The organism is Hymenobacter coalescens, from assembly GCF_054783195.1.
Genome location: NZ_BAAGRA010000007.1, coordinates 97632 through 117468 on the forward strand (window position 1 = coordinate 97632; position 19837 = coordinate 117468).

At 62.7% G+C, this 19837-nt stretch carries 21 protein-coding genes; 12 read left to right on the top strand and 9 right to left on the bottom strand.

Features of this window, described 5'->3' with window-relative positions; genetic code table 11:
* Positions 1 to 101 precede the first annotated feature (101 nt).
* Positions 102 to 950, bottom strand: coding sequence for a carboxypeptidase-like regulatory domain-containing protein (locus tag ACYVKQ_RS05990; protein WP_460576647.1), 849 nt, complete (start codon positions 948 to 950; stop codon positions 102 to 104).
* A gap of 240 nt (positions 951 to 1190) precedes the next feature.
* Here ACYVKQ_RS05990 and ACYVKQ_RS05995 point away from each other — a divergent pair, with 240 nt between their 5' ends.
* Positions 1191 to 1448 carry a FeoA family protein gene (locus tag ACYVKQ_RS05995; RefSeq protein WP_460576649.1) on the top strand — a complete coding sequence of 86 codons (258 nt, stop codon included), beginning with the start codon at positions 1191 to 1193 and terminating at the stop codon, positions 1446 to 1448.
* A 9-nt stretch (positions 1449 to 1457) separates the two neighbouring features.
* Positions 1458 to 3623 carry a ferrous iron transport protein B gene (feoB, locus tag ACYVKQ_RS06000; protein WP_460576651.1) on the top strand — a complete coding sequence of 722 codons (2166 nt, stop codon included), beginning with the start codon at positions 1458 to 1460 and terminating at the stop codon, positions 3621 to 3623.
* A gap of 14 nt (positions 3624 to 3637) precedes the next feature.
* On the opposite strand, the gene ACYVKQ_RS06005 is transcribed toward feoB, so the two are convergent.
* The 8 genes from ACYVKQ_RS06005 to ACYVKQ_RS06040 all read right to left on the bottom strand — a co-directional run bounded on the left by ACYVKQ_RS06005 (position 3638) and on the right by ACYVKQ_RS06040 (position 11203).
* Entirely contained in the window at positions 3638 to 4348 is a 711-nt protein-coding gene (locus tag ACYVKQ_RS06005; protein ID WP_460576653.1) for an SAM-dependent methyltransferase, read from the bottom strand.
* A gap of 70 nt (positions 4349 to 4418) precedes the next feature.
* Positions 4419 to 5195: an alpha/beta fold hydrolase gene (locus tag ACYVKQ_RS06010; protein ID WP_460576655.1), complete on the bottom strand. Its 777-nt coding sequence runs from the start codon at positions 5193 to 5195 to the stop codon at positions 4419 to 4421.
* Between the two features lie 58 nt (positions 5196 to 5253).
* Positions 5254 to 7158, bottom strand: coding sequence for an ATP-binding protein (locus ACYVKQ_RS06015; RefSeq protein ID WP_460576656.1), 1905 nt, complete (start codon positions 7156 to 7158; stop codon positions 5254 to 5256).
* A 93-nt stretch (positions 7159 to 7251) separates the two neighbouring features.
* Positions 7252 to 7836 carry a hypothetical protein gene (locus tag ACYVKQ_RS06020; RefSeq protein WP_460576658.1) on the bottom strand — a complete coding sequence of 195 codons (585 nt, stop codon included), beginning with the start codon at positions 7834 to 7836 and terminating at the stop codon, positions 7252 to 7254.
* Positions 7837 to 8913 carry a selenide, water dikinase gene (selD, locus tag ACYVKQ_RS06025; protein ID WP_460576661.1) on the bottom strand — a complete coding sequence of 359 codons (1077 nt, stop codon included), beginning with the start codon at positions 8911 to 8913 and terminating at the stop codon, positions 7837 to 7839.
* Between the two features lie 48 nt (positions 8914 to 8961).
* Positions 8962 to 9351, bottom strand: a complete 390-nt coding sequence (locus ACYVKQ_RS06030; protein WP_460576663.1) for a VOC family protein — start codon at positions 9349 to 9351, stop codon at positions 8962 to 8964.
* Entirely contained in the window at positions 9348 to 10400 is a 1053-nt protein-coding gene (gene mnmH, locus ACYVKQ_RS06035) for a tRNA 2-selenouridine(34) synthase MnmH (protein ID WP_460576665.1), read from the bottom strand. The genes ACYVKQ_RS06030 and mnmH overlap by 4 nt, the downstream gene beginning before the upstream one ends.
* A gap of 89 nt (positions 10401 to 10489) precedes the next feature.
* Positions 10490 to 11203, bottom strand: coding sequence for a pyridoxine 5'-phosphate synthase (locus ACYVKQ_RS06040; protein ID WP_460576667.1), 714 nt, complete (start codon positions 11201 to 11203; stop codon positions 10490 to 10492).
* A gap of 171 nt (positions 11204 to 11374) precedes the next feature.
* Between ACYVKQ_RS06040 and ACYVKQ_RS06045 the strand changes: the two genes are divergently transcribed.
* From ACYVKQ_RS06045 to uppS, 10 genes are all read left to right on the top strand, one after another.
* Complete coding sequence (locus ACYVKQ_RS06045; RefSeq protein WP_460576668.1) at positions 11375 to 11836, top strand: GatB/YqeY domain-containing protein; 462 nt, start codon at positions 11375 to 11377, stop codon at positions 11834 to 11836.
* Between the two features lie 81 nt (positions 11837 to 11917).
* Positions 11918 to 12436, top strand: coding sequence for a CvpA family protein (locus ACYVKQ_RS06050; protein WP_460576671.1), 519 nt, complete (start codon positions 11918 to 11920; stop codon positions 12434 to 12436).
* Between the two features lie 72 nt (positions 12437 to 12508).
* Positions 12509 to 13189: an anthranilate synthase component II gene (locus ACYVKQ_RS06055; protein WP_460576673.1), complete on the top strand. Its 681-nt coding sequence runs from the start codon at positions 12509 to 12511 to the stop codon at positions 13187 to 13189.
* A complete protein-coding gene (locus ACYVKQ_RS06060) occupies positions 13155 to 13952 on the top strand; it encodes an alpha/beta fold hydrolase (RefSeq protein ID WP_460576674.1) in 798 nt (265 codons plus the stop codon). The genes ACYVKQ_RS06055 and ACYVKQ_RS06060 overlap by 35 nt, the downstream gene beginning before the upstream one ends.
* A gap of 140 nt (positions 13953 to 14092) precedes the next feature.
* Positions 14093 to 14773, top strand: coding sequence for a CBS domain-containing protein (locus tag ACYVKQ_RS06065; protein ID WP_460576676.1), 681 nt, complete (start codon positions 14093 to 14095; stop codon positions 14771 to 14773).
* A gap of 101 nt (positions 14774 to 14874) precedes the next feature.
* Positions 14875 to 16257: a BamA/TamA family outer membrane protein gene (locus tag ACYVKQ_RS06070; protein ID WP_460576678.1), complete on the top strand. Its 1383-nt coding sequence runs from the start codon at positions 14875 to 14877 to the stop codon at positions 16255 to 16257.
* 27 nt (positions 16258 to 16284) lie between these two features.
* A complete protein-coding gene (locus tag ACYVKQ_RS06075; RefSeq protein ID WP_460576680.1) occupies positions 16285 to 17178 on the top strand; it encodes a diacylglycerol kinase catalytic domain-containing protein in 894 nt (297 codons plus the stop codon).
* 129 nt (positions 17179 to 17307) lie between these two features.
* The gene (locus tag ACYVKQ_RS06080) at positions 17308 to 18237 is read left to right on the top strand and encodes a DUF6089 family protein (RefSeq protein WP_460576682.1); all 930 of its coding nucleotides are present in this window, start codon (positions 17308 to 17310) and stop codon (positions 18235 to 18237) included.
* 36 nt (positions 18238 to 18273) lie between these two features.
* Positions 18274 to 19017 carry a type IX secretion system protein PorG gene (porG, locus tag ACYVKQ_RS06085; protein ID WP_460576684.1) on the top strand — a complete coding sequence of 248 codons (744 nt, stop codon included), beginning with the start codon at positions 18274 to 18276 and terminating at the stop codon, positions 19015 to 19017.
* A gap of 124 nt (positions 19018 to 19141) precedes the next feature.
* Entirely contained in the window at positions 19142 to 19831 is a 690-nt protein-coding gene (gene uppS, locus ACYVKQ_RS06090; protein WP_460576686.1) for an undecaprenyl diphosphate synthase family protein, read from the top strand.
* Positions 19832 to 19837 lie beyond the last annotated feature (6 nt).

Genomic DNA, 19837 nt, shown 5'->3' on the forward strand with positions numbered 1-19837 from the left:
CGGCAAGGCTCGACCAACTAAAAAGGCCGACCCAGATGGGTCGGCCTTTTTAGTTGTGGCTGTTGTTGTCGAAAAACAATCCACAAACAGCAGTCAACCCTTTACTTATACACGTCTACTTCGGCCTTGATCATGGCGTTGTAGCGCAGGCCCGAGCCGTTCGACATCGTAATCAGGCTCCAGCCCTTGCCCATGGAATACGTCCAGGTACGGCTTTCCTTGAACTCAAAGGTCGGGCGCATGATCTGGCCGTAGGGTGTGTAGTTGTCCATGAAGTTCGTGGTGTAGAACTTATCGCCCGATACAATCCACTCCATGGCCACGAAGAATCCTTCGTCGGGGGCGGGAATGTTGTAAGGCGTCATGTCAACGGTAAACCACTGGCCACCGCCCGGGGCCGACACCACCACGTTCTCCGTGAGCAGGTCGGTGTTGGGCGCGTTGTAGTCGCCGTCGTTCTTGTAGATGCGGACGCGGAACGGCTCCTTCGGGAAGCCATGTTCCCCGATGTAGAACGACACGGTGCGGATCATGCCGAGCTTTTTGCCCTTCTCGTTTTTCACAAAAAAGGCGTACTGGCTGCCGGGCATGCCCTGAATCATGCCTTCACCCGGGTTGTTGTTGCGGGCGCCCATGTCGCTGGCCTTCACCTTGCCGGCCGTAACTTCCACGTTCTTCAGCACGATGTTGCGCTTTTCCACCTCGATGATGAGGTCTTCGAGCTTGTCGGTCTTCTTCACCGCCACGGCTTTGCGCAAGTAGCCCAGCGCCTGCACGATCAGGGAGTCCTGCGTGGCTTTCTCGGGCTTGGCCATCTGGAAGAAGCCGTACTCGTTGGTCAACGCGCCGGTTTGCTCTTCTCGGAGGCCGATGGAGGCGAAAGGAATGGGCTCTTTGGTCTTGGCGTCAACCACGCGGCCCGTAATGCGGTTATCCTGCGCACTAGCCAACTGCGGAAGCAACCAACCTAGCGCAACGAAAAAAAGTAAGCGTCTGAGCATAAGCGGTGGATTATACCCTCAAAAATACAAGCCAGCAGTCGGGTAATTGCAAGTCCACTAAGAATATTTATAAGAATGCAATTCCGAACGGGGTAAGTGCTAACGGCTTAGTAAAAAGGTGTGATGTTGGCAGAAACCTTTGTGGATCGTACCTTTGTTTATAGCTTGTCTAAATAACCCGCTCCACCCGTGCCTGCACCCACCCTTGCTTCCGCCACGACGCCCCGCAGTGTCAAGGACCTGCGCCTCGGCGAAACGGGTACCATCTGCTGCCTCAAAGACCCCGAAATGGCGCTCAAGCTCCTGGAAATGGGGTGCATTCCGGGTACGCGCGTGACGCTCAACGGCCGCGCGCCGCTGGGCTGCCCCATCACCCTGCACGTGGACGGGGAGTACACGCTGTCGTTGCGGGTGAGCGAGGCGGCTACGATCATGCTGAAAGACTAACCTGAAGGAATGGCGCGTGCGGCGGTGGTAGATGAGCCCCAACAGGGGCAGGTAGCGGCAGCTTTGCCAACGGCGGAGCGCCACACGCGCATTGCGCTGATCGGCAACCCCAACTCGGGCAAGTCCTCGCTGTTTAACCAGCTCACGGGCCTGAATCAGAAGGTCGGCAACTTTCCGGGCGTAACGGTGGACCGCAAAACCGGTTCGGCCCAGCTCACACCCCAGCACCGGGCCGACATCATCGACCTGCCCGGCACCTACTCGCTGTATCCCAAGAGCCTCGACGAGAAGGTCATCACCGACCTGCTCTACGACCAGGGCGCCGACGGCTACCCCGATTTTGTGGTGGTAACAGCCGACGCGTCGAACCTGAAGCGCAACCTGCTGCTGTTTACCCAGCTGGCCGACCTGCAGCTGCCTATGGTGCTGGCCCTGAACATGATGGATACAGCCGAGCAGCACGGCGTCCAGATCGACGTGGCGGAGCTGCAGCGGCAGCTGGGCGTACCCATCATTCCCATGAATGCCCGCAAGGGCGTGGGCGTGACGGCCCTCAAGATTGTGATGGCGCAGGAGCTTGGGCCGCCCACCCAAACGTTCTACGAACCCTCGGAGGAGCTGCTGCCGATGATCCGGCAGATTCGCTACTACTTCAACCTGCACAATGACTACCTGGCGCTGCACTACGCCCACCAGGGCGACCGGCTGAAGTTTCTCTCGGCCGACGACCGGGCTTATTTGGCCGAGTTGCGCGAGCAGTACAAGTTCGACTCGATCAGCCTGCAGGCGCAGGAAACCATCGACCGGTACGCTCGCATCTCGGAGCTGCTGCTCGACGTGGTGCGCGTCACCCGGGCGGAAAAAAACGAGTCGGCCAGCAACAAGCTCGACCGGATACTCACCCACAAGGTCTGGGGCTACCTGATTTTCCTGAGCATTCTGTTCCTGCTCTTTCAGGCCATTTTTGCCTGGGCGGAGTACCCCATGGACCTCATCGACCAAGGCGTGGCCTGGCTGGGTGGGCAGGTGAAAAGCCTGGGCGAAGGTCCGCTGATCGACCTGCTTTCCGACGGCATCATCGCCGGGCTGGGCGGGGTGCTGATGTTCATTCCGCAGATTGCCCTGCTCTTTGCCTTCATTGCCGTGCTCGAGGAATCGGGCTACATGGCGCGCGTCACCTTCATGATGGACCGCATCATGCGCAAGTTCGGGCTGAACGGCAAGAGCGTGGTGCCGCTGATTTCGGGCATGGCCTGCGCCGTGCCGGCCATCATGAGCACGCGCACCATCGAGAACTGGAAGGACCGCATCATTACCATTTTCGTGGTGCCGCTGATGTCGTGCTCGGCCCGTATTCCGGTATACACGGTGCTGGTGGCCCTGGTGGTGCCCGATGAGAACGTGCTGGGTATTTTCAACATGCAGGGCGTGGTGCTGATGGGGCTGTACCTGCTGGGCTTCGTGTCGGCGGTGCTTTCGGCCTGGGCGCTCAAGGTGGTGCTCAAAGCCAAGGAGCGCAGCTTCTTCATCATGGAGTTTCCGGTGTACCGCTGGCCGCGCTGGAAAAACGTGGGGCTGACCATCATCGAGAAGAGCAAGGCTTTTGTGTTTCAGGCCGGTAAGGTCATCGTGGCCATTTCAGTGCTGCTGTGGGTGCTGGCTTCCTACGGTCCCGGCAATGCCCTGCAGCAGGCCGAGCAGCAGGCCCGCATTGAGGCCACCCGGCAGCAACTGACGCCCGAGCAGACCGAAAACCTGATTGCCGCGCACAAGCTGGAAAACTCCTACGCCGGCGTGTTTGGCCGCAGCATCGAGCCCGCCGTGCGGCCCCTGGGCTTCGACTGGAAAGTGAGCATTGCGCTGCTGACCTCGTTTGCCGCCCGGGAGGTGTTTGTGGGCACCATTTCCACCATCTACAGCGTGGGACAGGATGCGGACATGAGCACCGTGCAGGAAAAACTGCGGGCTGAGAAAGACGAGAACGGCCAGCCGTTCTTCACGCCGGCCCGCGCCGCTTCGCTGCTGGTGTTTTACGTCTTTGCTATGCAATGCGTGAGCACCCTGGCCACCACCTACCGCGAAACCAAAGGCTGGACCTGGCCGCTGCTGCAACTGGTATACATGACAGGACTGGCTTATGTACTGTCCTTGCTCGTGTACCAGGTCATGAAGTAGCGCGCCGCAAAGGGCTACGTTCCGATCAGGAATACCGCCGGCTGTTTGTGGATATCCGGCAGCTTGCCTTTCCAGCCGGCTACAGTATCGGTGCGCAGGTACTCGTTCGGAGCCGTCAGGCTGGCGGCGATGCAAAGGCGCATACCCGGCTGCAGCGTAGCCAACAGGTCTTCCAATAACTGCCCGTTGCGGTAGGGCGTTTCGATAAACAGCTGCGTCTGGTGCTGGGTCTGGGCGTTGCGTTCCAGCTGCTTCAGCGCGGCCACGCGTTTGGCCCGCTCGATGGGCAGGTAGCCGTGAAACGCAAAGCTCTGCCCGTTCAGGCCCGAGCCCATCAGCGCCAGCAGCAGCGACGACGGCCCCACCAGCGGCACTACCCGCACGCCCACGCGGTGCGCCTCGCGGGCCAGCAGCGCGCCGGGGTCGGCAATGCCCGGGCAGCCCGCCTCCGACAGCACGCCGGCGTCCAAGCCTTCCTGGAGCACCGGCTGCAGTGCGGCCCGCACCTGCGCGTCGCTCGAGTCTTTGTCGATAACGGTAAGGCGCAGCTCCTCAATTACCTGCGCGGGCGCTACCTGCTTGATAAAGCGCCGAGCCGTGCGGGCGTTTTCGACCAGGAAATAACGGAGCGCCGCTACCTGGGCCGGCACCTGCGCCGGTAGTACCAGCGCGGCCGTATCATCGGCCAGCACTGTGGGAATGAGGTAAAGCGTGCCGGGTTTCAAGCAGAGAAGAAGAATAGAGACGAAAGATGAACCCTGAACCAAGTGCACCGGGCTGTTGCCGCCGCGCCGATCAGCTGGCGGTGAAAGCCGACACGAGGCCAAATACCTCTTCCGGCTTTTCGGCGTGCACCCAGTGGCCGGCGTCAAGCACGGTTTCCACCTGCGAGTTGGGGAAGAGGGCCGGGATGCCGTGCAGCTTGTCTTCGGCGCTGACGTAATCCGACTTGCCGCCGCGGATAAACAGGGCGGGCTTCAGAAAAGGCTGCTCAGCGGTAATTTCTTCGCCCAAGGCCGCCAAGCCAGCCGTGAGCACCGGCAGGTTGATGCGCCAGGCAAAGGAGTTGTCCTCGCGGCGGTACAGGTTTTTGAGCAGAAACTGGCGCACGTCGGACTGCCGAATGTGCCGGGCCAGCGCGTCATCGGCCTGCTGACGGTTGTCGATGGCGGAAAAATCCAGGGCATTGAGGCCCTCAATGACGTCGTCCTGGTGTTCCATGTCGGAGAACCGCGGCGCAATGTCCACGACGACAATCTTGGCGACCCGCTCGGGGTGGTCGAGGGCGAAGCGCATGGCCACCTTGCCGCCCATGCTATGGCCCATCAGGGTCGTATCAGATCCAAGCTGAAGTTGGTCGAAAAGGCCGAGCACGTCCTGGGCCATCAGCGCGTAGCTGTGCTCCGCGGCGTGGGGCGAGCGGCCGTGGTTGCGCAAATCCACCATGATGACGCGAAACTGCTCGGCCCAGCGGCGGGCCAGCGTCTGCCAGTTGTCGAGGGTGCCGAAGAGGCCGTGCAGGATGACCAGCGGCCGGCCCTGGCCCTGCTCGCGGTAGTGAAGCTGTAGCATGGTGGCAAAGGTCGGAAACCGGCGCTAAACGCCGTCGGAACGGGGTGTCAGCAGCCAATCAGCTCCGCGCCAGCGGCAGCGTGAACTGCACCGTGGTGCCGGTGCCGGGCTGGCTGTGGATGTCGAGGTGGCCTCCCTGCCGCTGCACGAAGGCCTGGCAGAGCGGCCACCCGAGGCCGGTGCCCGAGCGGGTATGCCCATTCTGGTGCCGGGCCAGTACCCGCGTCGGGTGCAGCAGCGCCTGCACCTGCTCGGCGGTCATGCCCGCGCCGGTGTCGGTCACCGTTACCAGTACTTCATCGGCCGAGCCGGCCCGGACGGCGCCGAGGCGGATCAGGCCGCCGCGCGGGGTAAAGCGCAGCGCGTTGCCGATGAGGTTGCGCAGCACGGTGCGCGTCATGTGCGCGTCGGCCCAGGCGCTCATGCCCTCCGGCACCGCGGCCGAAAGGGCAATCTGGCGGGCCTGCGCGGCGCTCTGGTGCAGCTCTACGGCCTCCTGCAGCAACTCGGGCAGCGCCAAGTTCTGCGGCTCGAACGCCAGCTCCCCGGTCTGGCTTACAGCCCAGTTCAGCAGGTTGTCGAGCAGTCCGTTGAGGTGTTGGGCCGACTGCCGCACCTGTTCGGGCAGGCGCCGCAGGCCTTCCTCGTCGCCGGTGCGCAGGTAGAAGTCGATGAGCTCCGTCACGCCGACGAAGGAGGTGACCGGGCCCCGCAGATCATGGGCCACGATGGAGTAGAGGCGGTCTTTGCTGGACGCCAGCTGGCGGGTCGCGGCGTTGGCTTGCTCCAGCGCGGCGTGGTTAGCGGCCAGGGCCTGGCGGCTGCGGCGCAGCTTCCAGGTCAGCGCGCCTACGCCCGTCAGGCCCAGCAGCAGAGTGCCCACCACGGCCCACAGCTCGCGGTTGCGCAGCTGCTGCAGCTGCGAGCGTTGCGTGAGCAGGCGAATCTGGTTTTCCTTGGTGCGTGTTTCGTAGCGGGCCTGCAGGGCCGAGAGCGTGCTGAGACGGGCACGGCTGTTGAGCGTATCGTTCAGCCCTACGTACCGCTGCCGCCACTCGTACGCCTGCTCAAAATTGTGCTGGCTGGCGTTGATGTTGGCCAGCAGGTCGTAGGCGTCGAGCACGCGTTCGGGGTAAACAATGCGCCGGGCCAGCTGCAGGGCGCGGCGGGCCAACTCCCCGGCTTCGTCGAGCTGGTCGCGAAACAGCAGGGCCGTGGCCAGCAGCACGAGCTGGCTGGTCTGCACCCTCGGGTTGTTCGATGCCTCGCTCAGAGTCAAGGCTTTGCGCAGCAGGCCCTCGGCCACGTCGTAGCGCTCCAGGCCCAGGTAGTAGGTGCCCAGGTGCCCCACGTACACCGACTCGCTGGCGAGGTCGCCGTGGCGGTGGGCCAGCTGCATGGCGCGGCGCGTGTAGAGCAAGCCCTCGTCGTGACGACCCATATAAAAGGAGAGGCTGCCCAGGTTGCCAAACAGCATGAGCTGGGTGCGCACGCTCACGCCCGGCTCCTGCACGTGGGTCAGGGCCAGGCGGTAGTTGCGCAGGGCGCTGGTCGTGTCGCTGCGCTCGTGGTGAATGCTGCCCATGCCGGCGTAGCCGCGCACGATGCCGTCGGCGTGGCGCAGGCGCTGGGCCAGGGTCAGGGCTTCCTGCTGCAGCCGCAGGGCCTGGGGGCCGTCGGATAAGTTGGCGTAGCAGCTGCCGAGGGTAAGCAGGGCATGCAGCAGGCCGGGCCGGTCGGCCAGGCGGCGGGCCAGGGCGACGGCCTGCTCCCCGTAGGGCAGGGCGCGGGTGGGGGCCCGGTCGTGGAGCGCGTAGCAGAGCTGGGTAAGGGCCCGGACGCGGCTGGTATCGGCGGGAAGGGTGCGTAGGTGCTCCCGCAGCCGCGTGACGGCAAGCGTATCCTGGGCGCGTGCCGGCAGCACGCTCCCCAGCAGGAGCAACCAGAGCGGAATCCACCGCATGTAGGGCAATAGGTGTGGGAGTAAGCGGAGTCGAGGGCCCAAGGGCGGGTTCAAGATAAGCAGGCCCCGGCAGGTTTCGGCAGCCGCCCCGGCTCAGAGCCAGCAGAACCAGCGCCACGCGGGGCGCAGCTGGGTGTGGCGCAGAAACTCCGCCAGCGGCCGCAAATCCGTAAGCAGGGAAGTCAACTCCACGCGGCGGCCGTCGTGCAGGTGCAGGCGCAGGTACTCGTAATTGCTCCAGAAGGCGCGGCGGGCGCGGCAGCGGCCGTACTCCACCTCCCGGATGTCGGCCCGCTGAAAAGATACCTGACTGGCTCCTTCGTAGACTTCTAGGAAATTGCGCTTGGGCTCAAAAAGCAGGGTGGTGCGACGGTTGCGGCGGTAGTACTGCAGGTGCAGCAGCAGGCTGGGCAGGGCAAAGCCCAGCACCACCGCAAACAGCACCCCGAACAAGGCCACTTCCCACCAGCGCACCGGCCCCACCAGCAGCGGCCGCAGCAGCGGCAGCGCCACCGACAGGCTGGCCAGCGGCCAAATTAGCAGGTACACCCCGCGCCAGTACGTGACCTGAAACACGGTGCGCTGCCGGCCGAACAGCCGGAGCACCCACTGCAGCAGCCAGCTGGCCGCGCCCACGGCTACCACCAGCTGCAGCAGCGGAACGAGCAGCCGCCGCACCTACCCGACGACGATGGCCGGCTCCTGGGCCGAGCGGCGGGCCCGCAGGCGGCCAAACGGCTCGGCCGGCACCCCGGCCTCGCGCAGCAGCGCCTCCACGGCCGCGCGGCCTGCCGGCGTCACGCACACGAGCAGGCCGCCCGAGGTCTGCGGGTCGCAGAGCCAGTGGCGCTGCTCCTCGGTGATGGTGCCAATCTTGTGGCCGTACGAGCCCCAGTTGCGGTGCGTACCGCCCGGAATGGCATTCTGCTGGCGGTAGTGCTCGGCGGCCAGGATGCGCGGTACGGCGGCAAAATCCACTTCCGCCGTCAGCCCGCTCCCTTCGGCCACTTCGGCCAGGTGACCGAGCAGCCCAAAGCCCGTCACGTCGGTCATAGCTTTGACTTCCGCCAGGCGGCCGAGCGGTTCGCCAAGCTTGTTAAGCTGCATCATCTGCTGGGGCGCCAGCTGGGCGTCTTCGTCGCGCAGCAGGCCTTTTTTCTGGGCCGTGGTGAGCATACCTACGCCCAGCGGCTTGGTCAGGTACAGTAGACAGCCCTCGGTGGCGGTGTCGTTGCGCTTCAGGTGCCGAATGTCCACGAGGCCGTTCACGGCCAGCCCGAAGATGGGCTCGGGCGAATCGATGCTGTGGCCGCCGGCCAGGGCAATGCCGGCCTCGGCGCAGATGCTGCGCCCGCCCTCAATCACCCGACGGGCAACTTCGGGGGCCAGCTTATCGATAGGCCAGCCCAGGATGGCAATGGCCAGTACCGGCCGCCCGCCCATGGCGTACACGTCCGAAATAGAGTTGGCCGCCGCGATGCGCCCGAAGTCGTACGCGTCGTCGACGATGGGCATGAAGAAGTCGGTGGTGCTGATGAGCGCCTGGCCGGTGCTCAGGTCGTACACGGCCGCGTCATCGCGGGAGGCATTGCCGACGAGTAGGCGGGCGTCGGGCTGCTGCGGCACGGTGGTGTGCAGGATCTGGTCGAGCACGGCCGGCGCGATTTTGCAGCCGCAGCCGGCACCGTGGCTGTACTGGGTCAGGCGAATAGCCTCGGTATCGACGGCGGAAGTGGAAGCAGGGGAAGAAGCCATAGTAGTCAAAGTCGGCGGGGGCATAAAACCAGCGCGGGGCAAACAAAGTTACCGCTCCCAGGCGGCTCGCTGCAGTACCACGCGGTAGCCGTCGGGGTCCTGAAAGGTCAGGCCGTGCTGGTCCCAGTACGGATTGCGGGCCGGCACGGGCGCAAAGCCAGCCGCTTGCATCCGCTTCACGGCGGCCTGCCACGCATCAGCATCGGGCAAGTAGAACACCAGCAGGTGCTCGGGCGAGGGCGCGCCGCCGGTCGGCTGGACGCGCTCCGTGGTAAACTCTAGGTGGTAGGGGGCCTGCGGGTGGCCCAGCATCAGCCCATCGAAGCCGGCGTGGTCGTGAAAGGCGCCGATAACCTCGAAGCCGATTCCGTCGCGGTAGAAGGGTAGTAGGGCGGTGAGGTCGTTGGTGGGGCGCGCCACGCGCAGGACAGGTATCATGCTGGGTCAGCTGGCTGTGGCAGCGCTTGTCCCACCGTGGGCAACGCCGCCAGCACCCGGTCGGCGTTGGTTTCCGGGTCGCAGGTGTCGGTGGGCACGCGCAGCAGCACGGGGCGGCCTTCGAGGCCGTGCGCGTAGGTACGGTCGTAGTAGTCGAGCACCAGCGTCACCATCTTTTCCATGTCGCCTTCCCCGATGGCGCCCATGGCTTCCTTGGTGGCCAGCCCGCCCAGGCGCTTGCGGATACGCAGGATGGCGGCGGCCAGCGCGGCCGGGTCGTGGCGGCCGTACTCCTCGGCCAACTTCTGCACCCGCACCGCGCGCGGCACCTCCAGCACCACCAGCGGCGCCTGCTGCATCTGTCCGTACAAGCCCGCCGGCACGGCCACCGCCCCGATGGTCCGGCTTTCGTCCTCCACCCACAGGCGCGTGGTGCCGGCCGGAGTCTGGCTCAGCGCCCAGGCCAGCTCGTTTTCGAACTGCTCGGTGGTGGGCTGGGCCGGCAGCCCGATGGCGCCGAATGAGGAGCCCTTGTGACTGGCCAGGCCTTCGAGGTCGAGCACGGCCTGCTGCCGGCGGGCCAGGGCGTGCAGCACGTCGGTTTTGCCCGAGCCGGTGAGCCCGCCGAGCACGACCAGCGGCTGCGGCTGCTCAAACTGCGCCAGCGCCCAGCGGCGGTAGTCCTTGTAGCCTTTGTCGAGCAGGTGAACTTTGAAGCCGGCCAGCTCCAGCAGCCACTGCATGGCGCCCGAGCGCATGCCGCCGCGCCAGCAGTGCAGGCGCACCTCCTTGCCCGGAGCCAGCTTCTGCGCGGTCTTCACCATCTGGCCCATCTTCGGCCCGAAGAAGTCCAAGCCCAGCAGCACCGCCCGGTCCGGGTTGACGCGCTTATAGGTAGTGCCAATCTGAGCCCGCTCGTCGTCGGAGAAAATGGGGAAGCTCACGGCCCCGGGGATGTGCCCCTGGGCGTACTCCAGCGGGGCGCGCGCATCAAAAATGGGCGCATCGGCCGGGCCGGAAAGAAAGTCGGGGAGGGAAAGACGGGGCACGGCGGGGAAGGAAGAAGGACGAATGATAAAGGATGAATAAGAGAAGAAGAAGGCCTGCTATTCGTCCTTCTTCCTTCCTCATTCTTCACTTACTGTAACTGCCGCAGGTACTGCTGAATGGTGTTTTCCAGGCCCAGGTAGAGTGCGTCGCAGATGAGGGCATGGCCGATGCTGACTTCTTCCAGGCCCGGTAGCTGCTGCTGCAGGTAGGCTAGGTTGTCGAGGTCAAGATCGTGGCCGGCGTTTACCCCCAGGCCCAATTGCCGGGCCAGCGCGGCGGCGGCGCGGTAGGGCGCTACGGCTGCTTCGCGGTCGTGGTGGTAGCCGGAGGCGTAGGCCTCGGTGTACAGCTCGATGCGGTCGGTGCCGGTGCCTACGGCGGCCTTCACCATTTCCAAGTCCGGGTCGAGGAAAATGCTCACGCGGCAACCCATTGACTTAAGCTCCTGCACGATACCCGTGAGCAGCTGCTGGTGGCGCACCGTGTCCCAACCCGCGTTGGAGGTAATGGCGTCGGGCGCGTCGGGCACCAGCGTCACCTGCTCGGGGCGCACCTCACGCACCAGGGCTAAGAAATCGGGGGTGGGGTTGCCCTCTACGTTCAGCTCGGTGGTCACCACGGCCTTCAGGTCGCGCACGTCTTGGTAGCGGATGTGCCGCTCGTCGGGGCGCGGGTGCACCGTGATGCCCTGCGCACCAAACCGCTCACAGTCCCGGGCCGCCTGCAGCACATCGGGGCGGTTGTGGCCGCGGGCGTTCCGCAGCGTGGCAATTTTGTTGATGTTTACGCTTAGCTTCGTCATGAATCGCAGATTTAGCGGATTTTTGCCGTTTACGCAGCCGCCGCCCCAAATATCGGGCGTGGGCCGCGGTGGTGAGTTGGTGTGGTGGTGAAATGGTGAGTTGCCCGGCAACTTGCTCCACCAAAACATCGAACTCATCATTTCACCACCATCCCATTTCATATCTCTCCTATGACCCTGAAAGAGCGCATCGACACCGATATCAAAAAGGCCATGCTGGCTAAGGACAAAGTGCGCCTGACCGCGCTGCGCAGCATCAAATCGCAGATCATGCTGGCCGAAACCGCCGAAGGAGCCCACGGCAGCATCACGCCCGACACCGAGCTGAAGCTGCTCAACAAAGCCGCCAAGCAGCGCCGCGAAGCCGCCGAAACCTACCAGCAGCAGTTCCGCTCCGACCTGGAAGAAATTGAGCTGGCCGAGCTGGCCATCATTGAGGAATACCTGCCGGCCCAACTCTCCGAAGCCGATTTGACCGAGCGCCTCGTCGAAATCATCCGCCGCGTGGGCGCCACCGGCCCCTCGGACCTGGGCAAGGTGATGGGCGTAGCCGCCCGCGAGCTGTCGGGGCAGGCCGATGGCAAAGCCATTTCGCAGACGGTGAGCCTGCTGCTGAACAATACCAATTTCTAATGAGTGATTAGGTGATTGAGTGCCGTTCACGCGCCCGAGACCTAATTACCTAATCCCTCAATCACCTAATCACCTATAACAGTGTCCGGCTTCGACCTGCTCTTGCTGATGCCCCTCGCCGTGGGGGCCGTGAAAGGCTTCCGGCGCGGCATTGTACTGGAGGTAGCCTCCCTGGTGGCCTTTGTGCTCGGCGTCGTTGGTGGGCTGAAGCTGCTCGGCACGGCCATTCCGCTGGTGCGGCACTACGTGGGCGAGGCCTTTGGCATGCTGCCGCTCGTGTCGTTCCTGCTGGTGTTTGCTCTCATCGCCTGGGGCGTGCACCTGGCGGGCGGCCTGCTCAAAAGCATGGTGCACCTCACCCCGCTGGGCATGCTCGACAACCTGCTGGGCGGGGCGGCCGGGGTGCTCAAGTGGGTGCTCGGGCTCAGCCTGCTGCTATATGCCACCGGTTTGGCCGGCCTGCCGCTGGGCCGGGAGCTAGTGCAGGATTCTATGGTGCTGCCCATCGTGCAGGAGGCTACGCCGGTAGCCCTGAATGTGATGAGCGTGGTAATGCCATTTGCTAGTGAGCTGCTGAGCACTTTGCGGAACGTGTTCTAAATGGCTAAATGGTTAAATGGCTGGTCGTTCAACGATTCGCCAGAACGGCCAGCCATTTAACCATCAAGCCATTTGACCATTCCTCCGATGCGCCTGCTGCTGCTCGACAACTTCGACTCGTTTACCTACAACCTGCTCGACTACTTCCAGCAGCTCGGGGTCGAGGTGGTGGTGCGCCGCAACGACACGCCGCTGCCCGATCTGCTGGCCCTCGACTTCGATGCGGTGGTGCTCTCGCCGGGGCCGGGTGCGCCGCGGGCGGCCGGCGTGATGATGGACCTGCTGCGGGAAGTCCACGCGCGCGTGCCGGTGCTGGGCGTGTGCCTGGGGCATCAGGCACTGGGCGAGTTTTTCGGAGCGGAGCTGCAGCGGGCGGCCCGGCCCATGCACGGCAAGGTATCCGATATTGTGCTGAGCCAGCAGGCCGAAGCGCTGTTCGAGGAGCTGCCGCCGCACATGCCGGTAACGCGCTATCATTCGTTGGTGCTAAGCCGCTTGCCGGCCGAGCTGCTGCCCCTCGCCCACACTGCCGATGCCCATGCCGAACTAATGGCGCTACGTCACCGTACCCTGCCACTCTACGGCGTGCAGTTTCACCCCGAAGCCTTGCTAACCACCTGCGGCATGGCTTTGCTGCGCAATTGGGTCCGGATTGTTGCGTATCATTGCACGGATCGGGCCGCCCCTGCGGCTCCGCCCACGGCGCAGAATAACCACGATGGAATTGCAGATCAAGCAGCACAACGGATTTAAGTACGTCGACGAAGGCCAGGGCGAAATCCTGCTGCTGTTGCACGGCCTGTTCGGCGCGCTGAGCAACTGGCAAGGCGTGGTCGATGAGTTTTCGCGCACGCACCGCGTGATTATTCCCATGCTCCCGGTGTACGACCTGCCGCTCACCCGCGCCGGCATTTCGGGGCTGGTCGAGTTCGTCGAAGACTTCACCAAAGCCATGGGCCTCACGCAACCGGCCGTGGTGCTCGGCAACTCCCTCGGCGGCCACGTGGCGCTGGTGTACACGCTGCGCAACCCCGCCCGGGTAGCACGCCTGGTGCTGACGGGCAGCAGCGGGCTGTTCGAGGACAGCATGGGCGGTTCCTTCCCCCGGCGCGGCGATTACGGCTACGTGCAGGAACGGGTGGCCTACACGTTCTACGACCCTAAAATAGCGACCCAGGAACTGGTGGACGAGGTGTTTGATGTCACCAATTCCAATGCTAAGTGTCTGCGTATCATTGCTATTGCGCGTTCGGCTCAGCGGCACAACCTCACCAAGGACCTCGGCAAGATCCAGGTACCCGTCCTCCTGATCTGGGGCCTGAACGATACGATTACCCCGCCGGTCGTCGCGCACGATTTTCAGCGCCTGCTGCCCAACGCCGAGCTGCACTTCCTCGACCGCTGCGGCCACGCCCCGATGATGGAGCGCCCCCAGGCATTTAACCGCCTGCTGCATCAGTTTTTGATGCCTGCCGTAAAGCCCACTGCCGCCGGCCAGCCCGCCGCCACCGCGTAGCAAATCTGCTCGTTGCCTCGTAGTTTCGGACAGCCCCGCCGGGAGCCGCTGCGGCTGCCGGTCAGCGCGTGCAACCTCAGCGGCCCGTCGTCGCTTCTATAGGGTGCGACCCTGTTTTCCACTGCTTACCCCGAGCCGCCATGCATTCGATGCTCGCTGAAGACTTGCTCAACCAGATGATTCCGCCGCTGAAAGTGTCAGACTCCGCCGGGAAGGCGGCGCGCTGGCTGGAGGAATTCCACGTGGATCAGCTGCCGGTGGTGCAGAACCGCCAGTACCGGGGCATGATTACCGAAGCCGACCTGATCGACGTAGCTGCCGACCCCGAACAGCTGCTGTCCACCGTGCCCTTCGGATACTCCGACGTGCACGTGCAGCGCGACCAGCACTTCTACACGGTGATGGAGCTGGCGATTCGCAACAAGGTGCAGCTGATACCTGTGCTCGATGATCAGCGCGAGTACCTGGGCGTGGTGACGGTGGGCGACACCCTGGCGGCCTTCGGGCAGACGCCGGGCAGCGCCGGCGAAAACGGCATCATCGTGCTGGCCCTGGAAGAACGTGACTACTCCCTAAGCCAGATCAGCCGCTACATCGAGGAAAACAGTGCCAAGGTGCTCAGTGCCCACGTGTCGGAAGATGCCGACGACCCTCGCCGCATCCGGTTGACCCTCAAGATTAACACCAGCAACCTGAACCGTATCGTGGCCACGCTGGAGCGCTTCGGCTACGTAATCACGGCGCAGTTCAGCGGCGCGGGCGAAATAAACGAAACCGACCAGGACCGCCTCGACGCGCTGCTGCGTTACCTGAGCCTGTAGCAGTGCGCGTGGGTTTGCTCGTCGTCGGGCTGTGGCTGACGGCGGTTTCAGCGGGGTGGGGGCGAAATCAAAGCTTGGGCGTAACCGTACCTCGTGTCGCGGTGGGGGCGCCCGATTCGCTACGACGCCCGGTCCTCGACAGCCTGCTGCAAGGCCAATGCCCCGGTTACGAGCAGCTGCGCCTCGCGCAGATTCTCTTCGTGGGCAATGAAGTCACCAAGGAGCGGGTGCTCCGCGCCGAACTGGACCTGCACGAGGGAGACTCGCTCAGCACCGCTACCGTGGCGCGGCGTTTGGAGCTGAACCGACGCCGGCTGTTCAACCTGCAGCTGTTCAACCAGGTCAACGTGCAGGCAACCTGCCGCAACGGCGAGTTGATTGTGCTCTTCAGCGTGCAGGAGCGGTGGTACACCTTCCCAGTACCCATTTTCTCATTGGCCGACCGCAACTTCCGGTCTTGGCAGGAACGGCCCGACCGGTGGCGCCGCATCGATTACGGCATCCATTTGGTGCGCAACAACTTCCGTGGGCGCAACGAACAGCTGTATGGTAACCTGCAGCTGGGTTTCAACCGCAAGTACGAGCTGTTCTACATTACGCCTAACCTGGGGCGGCACCGCATTGGCCTTTCAGCGGGTGCCTCGCTGTATCAGACGCGGGCCCTCGACTACCGGACTTTTAATGACCGGCTTTACGCCTACAGTGCCGATGATAATTTTCCCATCCGGCGTTGGTATGTGACCGGCGGCCTGCGGTGGCGTCGCACCGTGCAGCGCCTCACCACGCTGGAAGGCTTTTACTTTCAGGAGCGCATCACCGACTCCGTGCGGCAGCGCAACCCGGAGTATTTTCTCGGCGCTACCCAGCGGGCCTATGTCGATGTCGTGCTGAGCCGCACACTCAACCGGCGCAACACGTTTGCTTACCCGCTCGCGGGCTCGTTTCTGCAGGCTAGCTTGGCCCAGCGCTTCTTCCTGGAGTCGGCCGGTGCGCCTATGACTACTGCCCTGCTTACCTACACCCGCTACTTCGACCTGGGGCACGGTTTCTACGCCAACACCGGAGTACAAGGCCGGGTACGCCTGTCGCGTCGGCTGGCCTATGCCGATAGCCACGCCCTGGGCTTCCGGCAGGCCTTGGTGCGGGGTTACGATGCCTACGTGGTCGATGGCCGCCATTACGGGATACTGCGGCAGGGGCTTTCGCTTCGGCTGTTCGACGCCGGCCGCCTCAATATTCCCGGGTTGAAAGACCCCCGCCTCGACCGTATTCCGCTGGTTATCTACCTGAATACCTTTGCCGATGCCGGTTTCGTGGCCGAGCGTACGGTGCCGGTTTCCAACCGTTTGCCCAATAGCTTGTTAGCCAGCGGCGGCATCGGGCTACACTTGGTTACATACTACGACCGGGTTTTTACGCTGGAGTACACCCGCACCATTCATGGTTATAGTGGTTTCTTTGTCCGCACCGAGTTTCCCTTCTAATGGGCCCGTAGCGGCCGCCCTTCGAATATGCGCATTGCCATCTTGGGAAAACCCTTCGACGCTGACATGGCGCCGCATCTGCAGGCGCTGTTCGACGACCTCGCCGCCCGCCAAACTCGCATTACGGTAGCGGGGGGCTTCTACCAAGCGCTGAACCAGCAGCTGCGCCTGCCCGAAGGCATCAGCACATTTGAGCGCGGCGCCGACCTAGTCGGCACCGATTTCGTGCTGAGCATCGGCGGCGATGGCACTTTGCTGGATACGGTCACCTACGTCGGGCGCAGGCAGATACCCATCTTGGGCATCAATACGGGACGTTTGGGCTTTCTGTCTACCGTCTCGCCCCAGGATATTCCGCAGGCCTTAGACGCGTTGTTCCGTGGCCACTTCACGCTGGAAAGCCGCAGCCTGATCCACGCCGATACCGATCCGGACGTGTTCGATGGGCTCGACTTTGGGCTTAACGAATTCTCAATCCTAAAGCGGGATTCCTCCTCCATGATTGTGGTGCACACCTATATCGATGGAGAATATTTAAACTCTTACTGGGCGGATGGGCTAGTTGTCTCAACGCCAACGGGTTCGACCGGGTACTCGCTCAGCTGTGGTGGCCCGGTCATGCTGCCGCATACCAACAATTTCATCATCGCTCCCGTATGCCCCCACAATCTCAACGTGCGGCCGCTGATTGTGCCCGACCGCAGCGTCATCTCGTTCGAAATTGAGGGACGCAGCAACAACTTCCTCTTGTCGCTCGATTCTCGTTCGGTGACGGTGGATGCGGGCATACAGGTAGCCGTACGGCGAGAGGCATTCGACGCCAAACTGATTAAGTTGAATCACGTGAATTTCCTCAGCACCTTGCGCAGTAAACTCAACTGGGGGCTTGATCGGCGTAACCCAGCTGGATTTTCAGTATAAAGCATCGGATTTTTTCTATGAATTGTTTTTATAATTCCTAGGTCCTGTTACTTTTGCTTTCAACTGCAACCGTGCCCGCGTGGATTTCACGCACTCCTGAACTTTGATATCATAATCTTGCTCCACAGTATGAAGAAACTCTTGACTCTCACCCTGACGCTGGTATTAGCGCTGGCGCTGGTTGCGAACCAGGCGAGTGCGCAGCAGTTCAGCAAGCGGAAGCAGTACAACTCCGTTGGCCTGAGCCTGAATGCGATGAACTACTTCGGCGATGTTGTGCCTAAGCCCAGCATTACCAGCTTGCGTGTCGCTGCTTCGCGCCCCAACATCGGTCTGAGCTTTACGCGTCGCTTTGCCCCCCGGATTTCGGCTCGCGCCGCTTTGTCGTACGGCCGCATCACCGGTGACGACTCCAAAGCCGCTAGCGCCACCGACCCGGAAGCTGGTTTCCGTAACAACCGCAACGTGAGCTTCCGCAACGACATCGTTGAGCTGTCGGCCGTTGGTATCTTCGACCTCGTCGAAAACCGCAACAACTACCTGAAGCGTCCGGACTTCGTTCCCTACGTTTTTGCAGGGGTATCCGTATACCATCACAACCCCAAGGGCCTGGTGCAGGAAGGCACGGCCGTTCCTTCCTCGCTGAATGCGGGTGACTGGGTTGCCCTGCAGCCGCTGGGTACCGAAGGCCAACTCGGCACCGGTGGTGACGGCGCTTACAGCCTGTGGCAGTTCTCGATTCCTTTCGGTGGTGGCCTGCGCTACAAGCTGAACAAAAGCTTCGACCTGGGAGTAGAAATCGGCTGGCGCAAGACCTTCACGGACTATCTTGACGACGTAAGCGGTAACTATGCCGACCCCGGTGCCCTGCAATCCGATGCTGCGCGCTATTTTGGCCGCGGCATTACGAAAACCAACGCCGTCAACGGTCCATACCCCAACTTCGATGCTCCCGGCAACATGCGCGGCAAGAGCAATGAAAAGGACTGGTACATCGTTACGGGCCTTACGCTGAACTACATTCTGGCTCCGCGCATCAAGAGCCCCAAATTCCGTTAATCAGACGTTGGCTGCTGCCAACGCAGCCTTCACCTGATGACCAAGCAACTCCTCTTCAAAACGCTCCTGGTTTGCTCCGTGCAAGCCGGGAGCGTTTTTTTTGCCCAAGTGGCCACCGCCCAAAACACGAGCGAACTAGGCATAGGCCTTGGGGCGCTCAACTACAAAGGCGAATTATCCCCAGAATACCGGCTGCTGAACAACCGGCCAGCCGTTTCGGCCTTTTACCGCAAAGACATTTCGGCGCCCGTGACCCTGCGTGGGACGGTGACTTACGGCCTGTTGCGCGCCAATGACGCGGACGTGACCGGCGAGAACGGGAACTCGCTTCCGCTACCTACTTTGCGCCAAGCAAGCATGAAAGGCTCTCTGTTGGATGTGGCAGGCACATTGGAGTATAATTTCTTTGACTACCATAACCGGCGTGAAAAGGTCCATTTCACGCCCTATGTGTTTGTGGGAGTGGCCGGCTTTATGGCTTTTACCAAAACCAGCGGCCCCCAGCCCGGCTTCAACCAGTCCAGTAACACGTTGGGTATTGCCGTCCCGGCGGGAGTAGGCCTGAAATTAGCCCTGTCACGGCACTGGAACCTGGGGCTGGAAACCGGCGCCCGCAAAGCGGTTACCGATTTGCTGGACCACGTGAAGGATCAGAGCCCGGCTTTTGCCAACCGCTTCGACCAGGACTGGTACTACTATACCGGCCTGAGCGTGTCTTATACCTTCTACAAGATTAACTGCCCAGACCCCTATAAGGCAGACCCGAAGCTGCTGCGCTAAGGCACTCAAAGCCCGGCGTGTGCAACCATTTGCGTAACTTGCGGCCTCTTTTACGCAAACAGTTCGCATGTCTGCCCACGCCGCTATTGATCCTACTCGCATCCCTGCACACGTTGCCGTCATTATGGATGGCAATGGCCGTTGGGCCAAGAAACGGGGGGGGCTGCGCATCTTCGGGCACCAAAGCGCCATTACGGCTGTTCGCGACACGGTAGAAGCTGCTGCCGAGCTTGGGGTTCAATACCTCACGCTCTACGCTTTCTCCACCGAGAACTGGGGCCGCCCCACCCACGAAGTAATGGCTTTGATGCAGCTGTTAGTGCATACCATCCGTCAGGAAACGCCCACGCTGCTCAAAAACAACATTCGGCTACAGGCCATTGGCGACACCACGCAGTTGCCGGCAGCTTGCCAGCGTGAGTTGGCTGAGGCCATGGAAATGACCGCTGCGGGTAGCCGCACCACCTTGGTGCTGGCCCTGAGCTATAGCGGCCGTTGGGATTTGGCTCAGGCCGCCCGCCGGCTGGCTACTGACGTGGCAGCCGGTACCGTTGCACCGGAGAAGGTGGGAGAGGAGGAGCTGGCGAGTTACCTGTCGACAGCCGGTATGCCCGATCCGGAGCTGCTGATCCGCACCAGCGGGGAGCAGCGCATCAGCAATTTTCTGCTGTGGCAGCTGGCCTACACCGAGCTATACATAACCGAACTGTTGTGGCCGGACTTCCGGCGTGAACATTTCTACGAAGCTATTCTGGCCTACCAGCGCCGGGAGCGGCGCTTCGGCAAGACTAGTGAGCAACTGACCGTTTCGTAAGTTCTT

Excerpts from the sequence above, each read along its gene's own strand:
- feoB (WP_460576651.1), top strand. The coding sequence starts at position 1,458 with ATGGCGCGTGCGGCGGTGGTAGATGAGCCCCAACAGGGGCAGGTAGCG.
- ACYVKQ_RS06010 (WP_460576655.1), bottom strand. The coding sequence starts at position 5,195 with ATGCTACAGCTTCACTACCGCGAGCAGGGCCAGGGCCGGCCGCTGGTC.
- ACYVKQ_RS06015 (WP_460576656.1), bottom strand. The coding sequence starts at position 7,158 with ATGCGGTGGATTCCGCTCTGGTTGCTCCTGCTGGGGAGCGTGCTGCCG.
- selD (WP_460576661.1), bottom strand. The coding sequence starts at position 8,913 with ATGGCTTCTTCCCCTGCTTCCACTTCCGCCGTCGATACCGAGGCTATT.
- ACYVKQ_RS06030 (WP_460576663.1), bottom strand. The coding sequence starts at position 9,351 with ATGATACCTGTCCTGCGCGTGGCGCGCCCCACCAACGACCTCACCGCC.
- ACYVKQ_RS06040 (WP_460576667.1), bottom strand. The coding sequence starts at position 11,203 with ATGACGAAGCTAAGCGTAAACATCAACAAAATTGCCACGCTGCGGAAC.
- ACYVKQ_RS06045 (WP_460576668.1), top strand. The coding sequence starts at position 11,375 with ATGACCCTGAAAGAGCGCATCGACACCGATATCAAAAAGGCCATGCTG.
- ACYVKQ_RS06060 (WP_460576674.1), top strand. The coding sequence starts at position 13,155 with ATGGAATTGCAGATCAAGCAGCACAACGGATTTAAGTACGTCGACGAA.
- ACYVKQ_RS06065 (WP_460576676.1), top strand. The coding sequence starts at position 14,093 with ATGCATTCGATGCTCGCTGAAGACTTGCTCAACCAGATGATTCCGCCG.
- ACYVKQ_RS06075 (WP_460576680.1), top strand. The coding sequence starts at position 16,285 with ATGCGCATTGCCATCTTGGGAAAACCCTTCGACGCTGACATGGCGCCG.
- ACYVKQ_RS06080 (WP_460576682.1), top strand. The coding sequence starts at position 17,308 with ATGAAGAAACTCTTGACTCTCACCCTGACGCTGGTATTAGCGCTGGCG.
- porG (WP_460576684.1), top strand. The coding sequence starts at position 18,274 with ATGACCAAGCAACTCCTCTTCAAAACGCTCCTGGTTTGCTCCGTGCAA.
- uppS (WP_460576686.1), top strand. The coding sequence starts at position 19,142 with ATGGATGGCAATGGCCGTTGGGCCAAGAAACGGGGGGGGCTGCGCATC.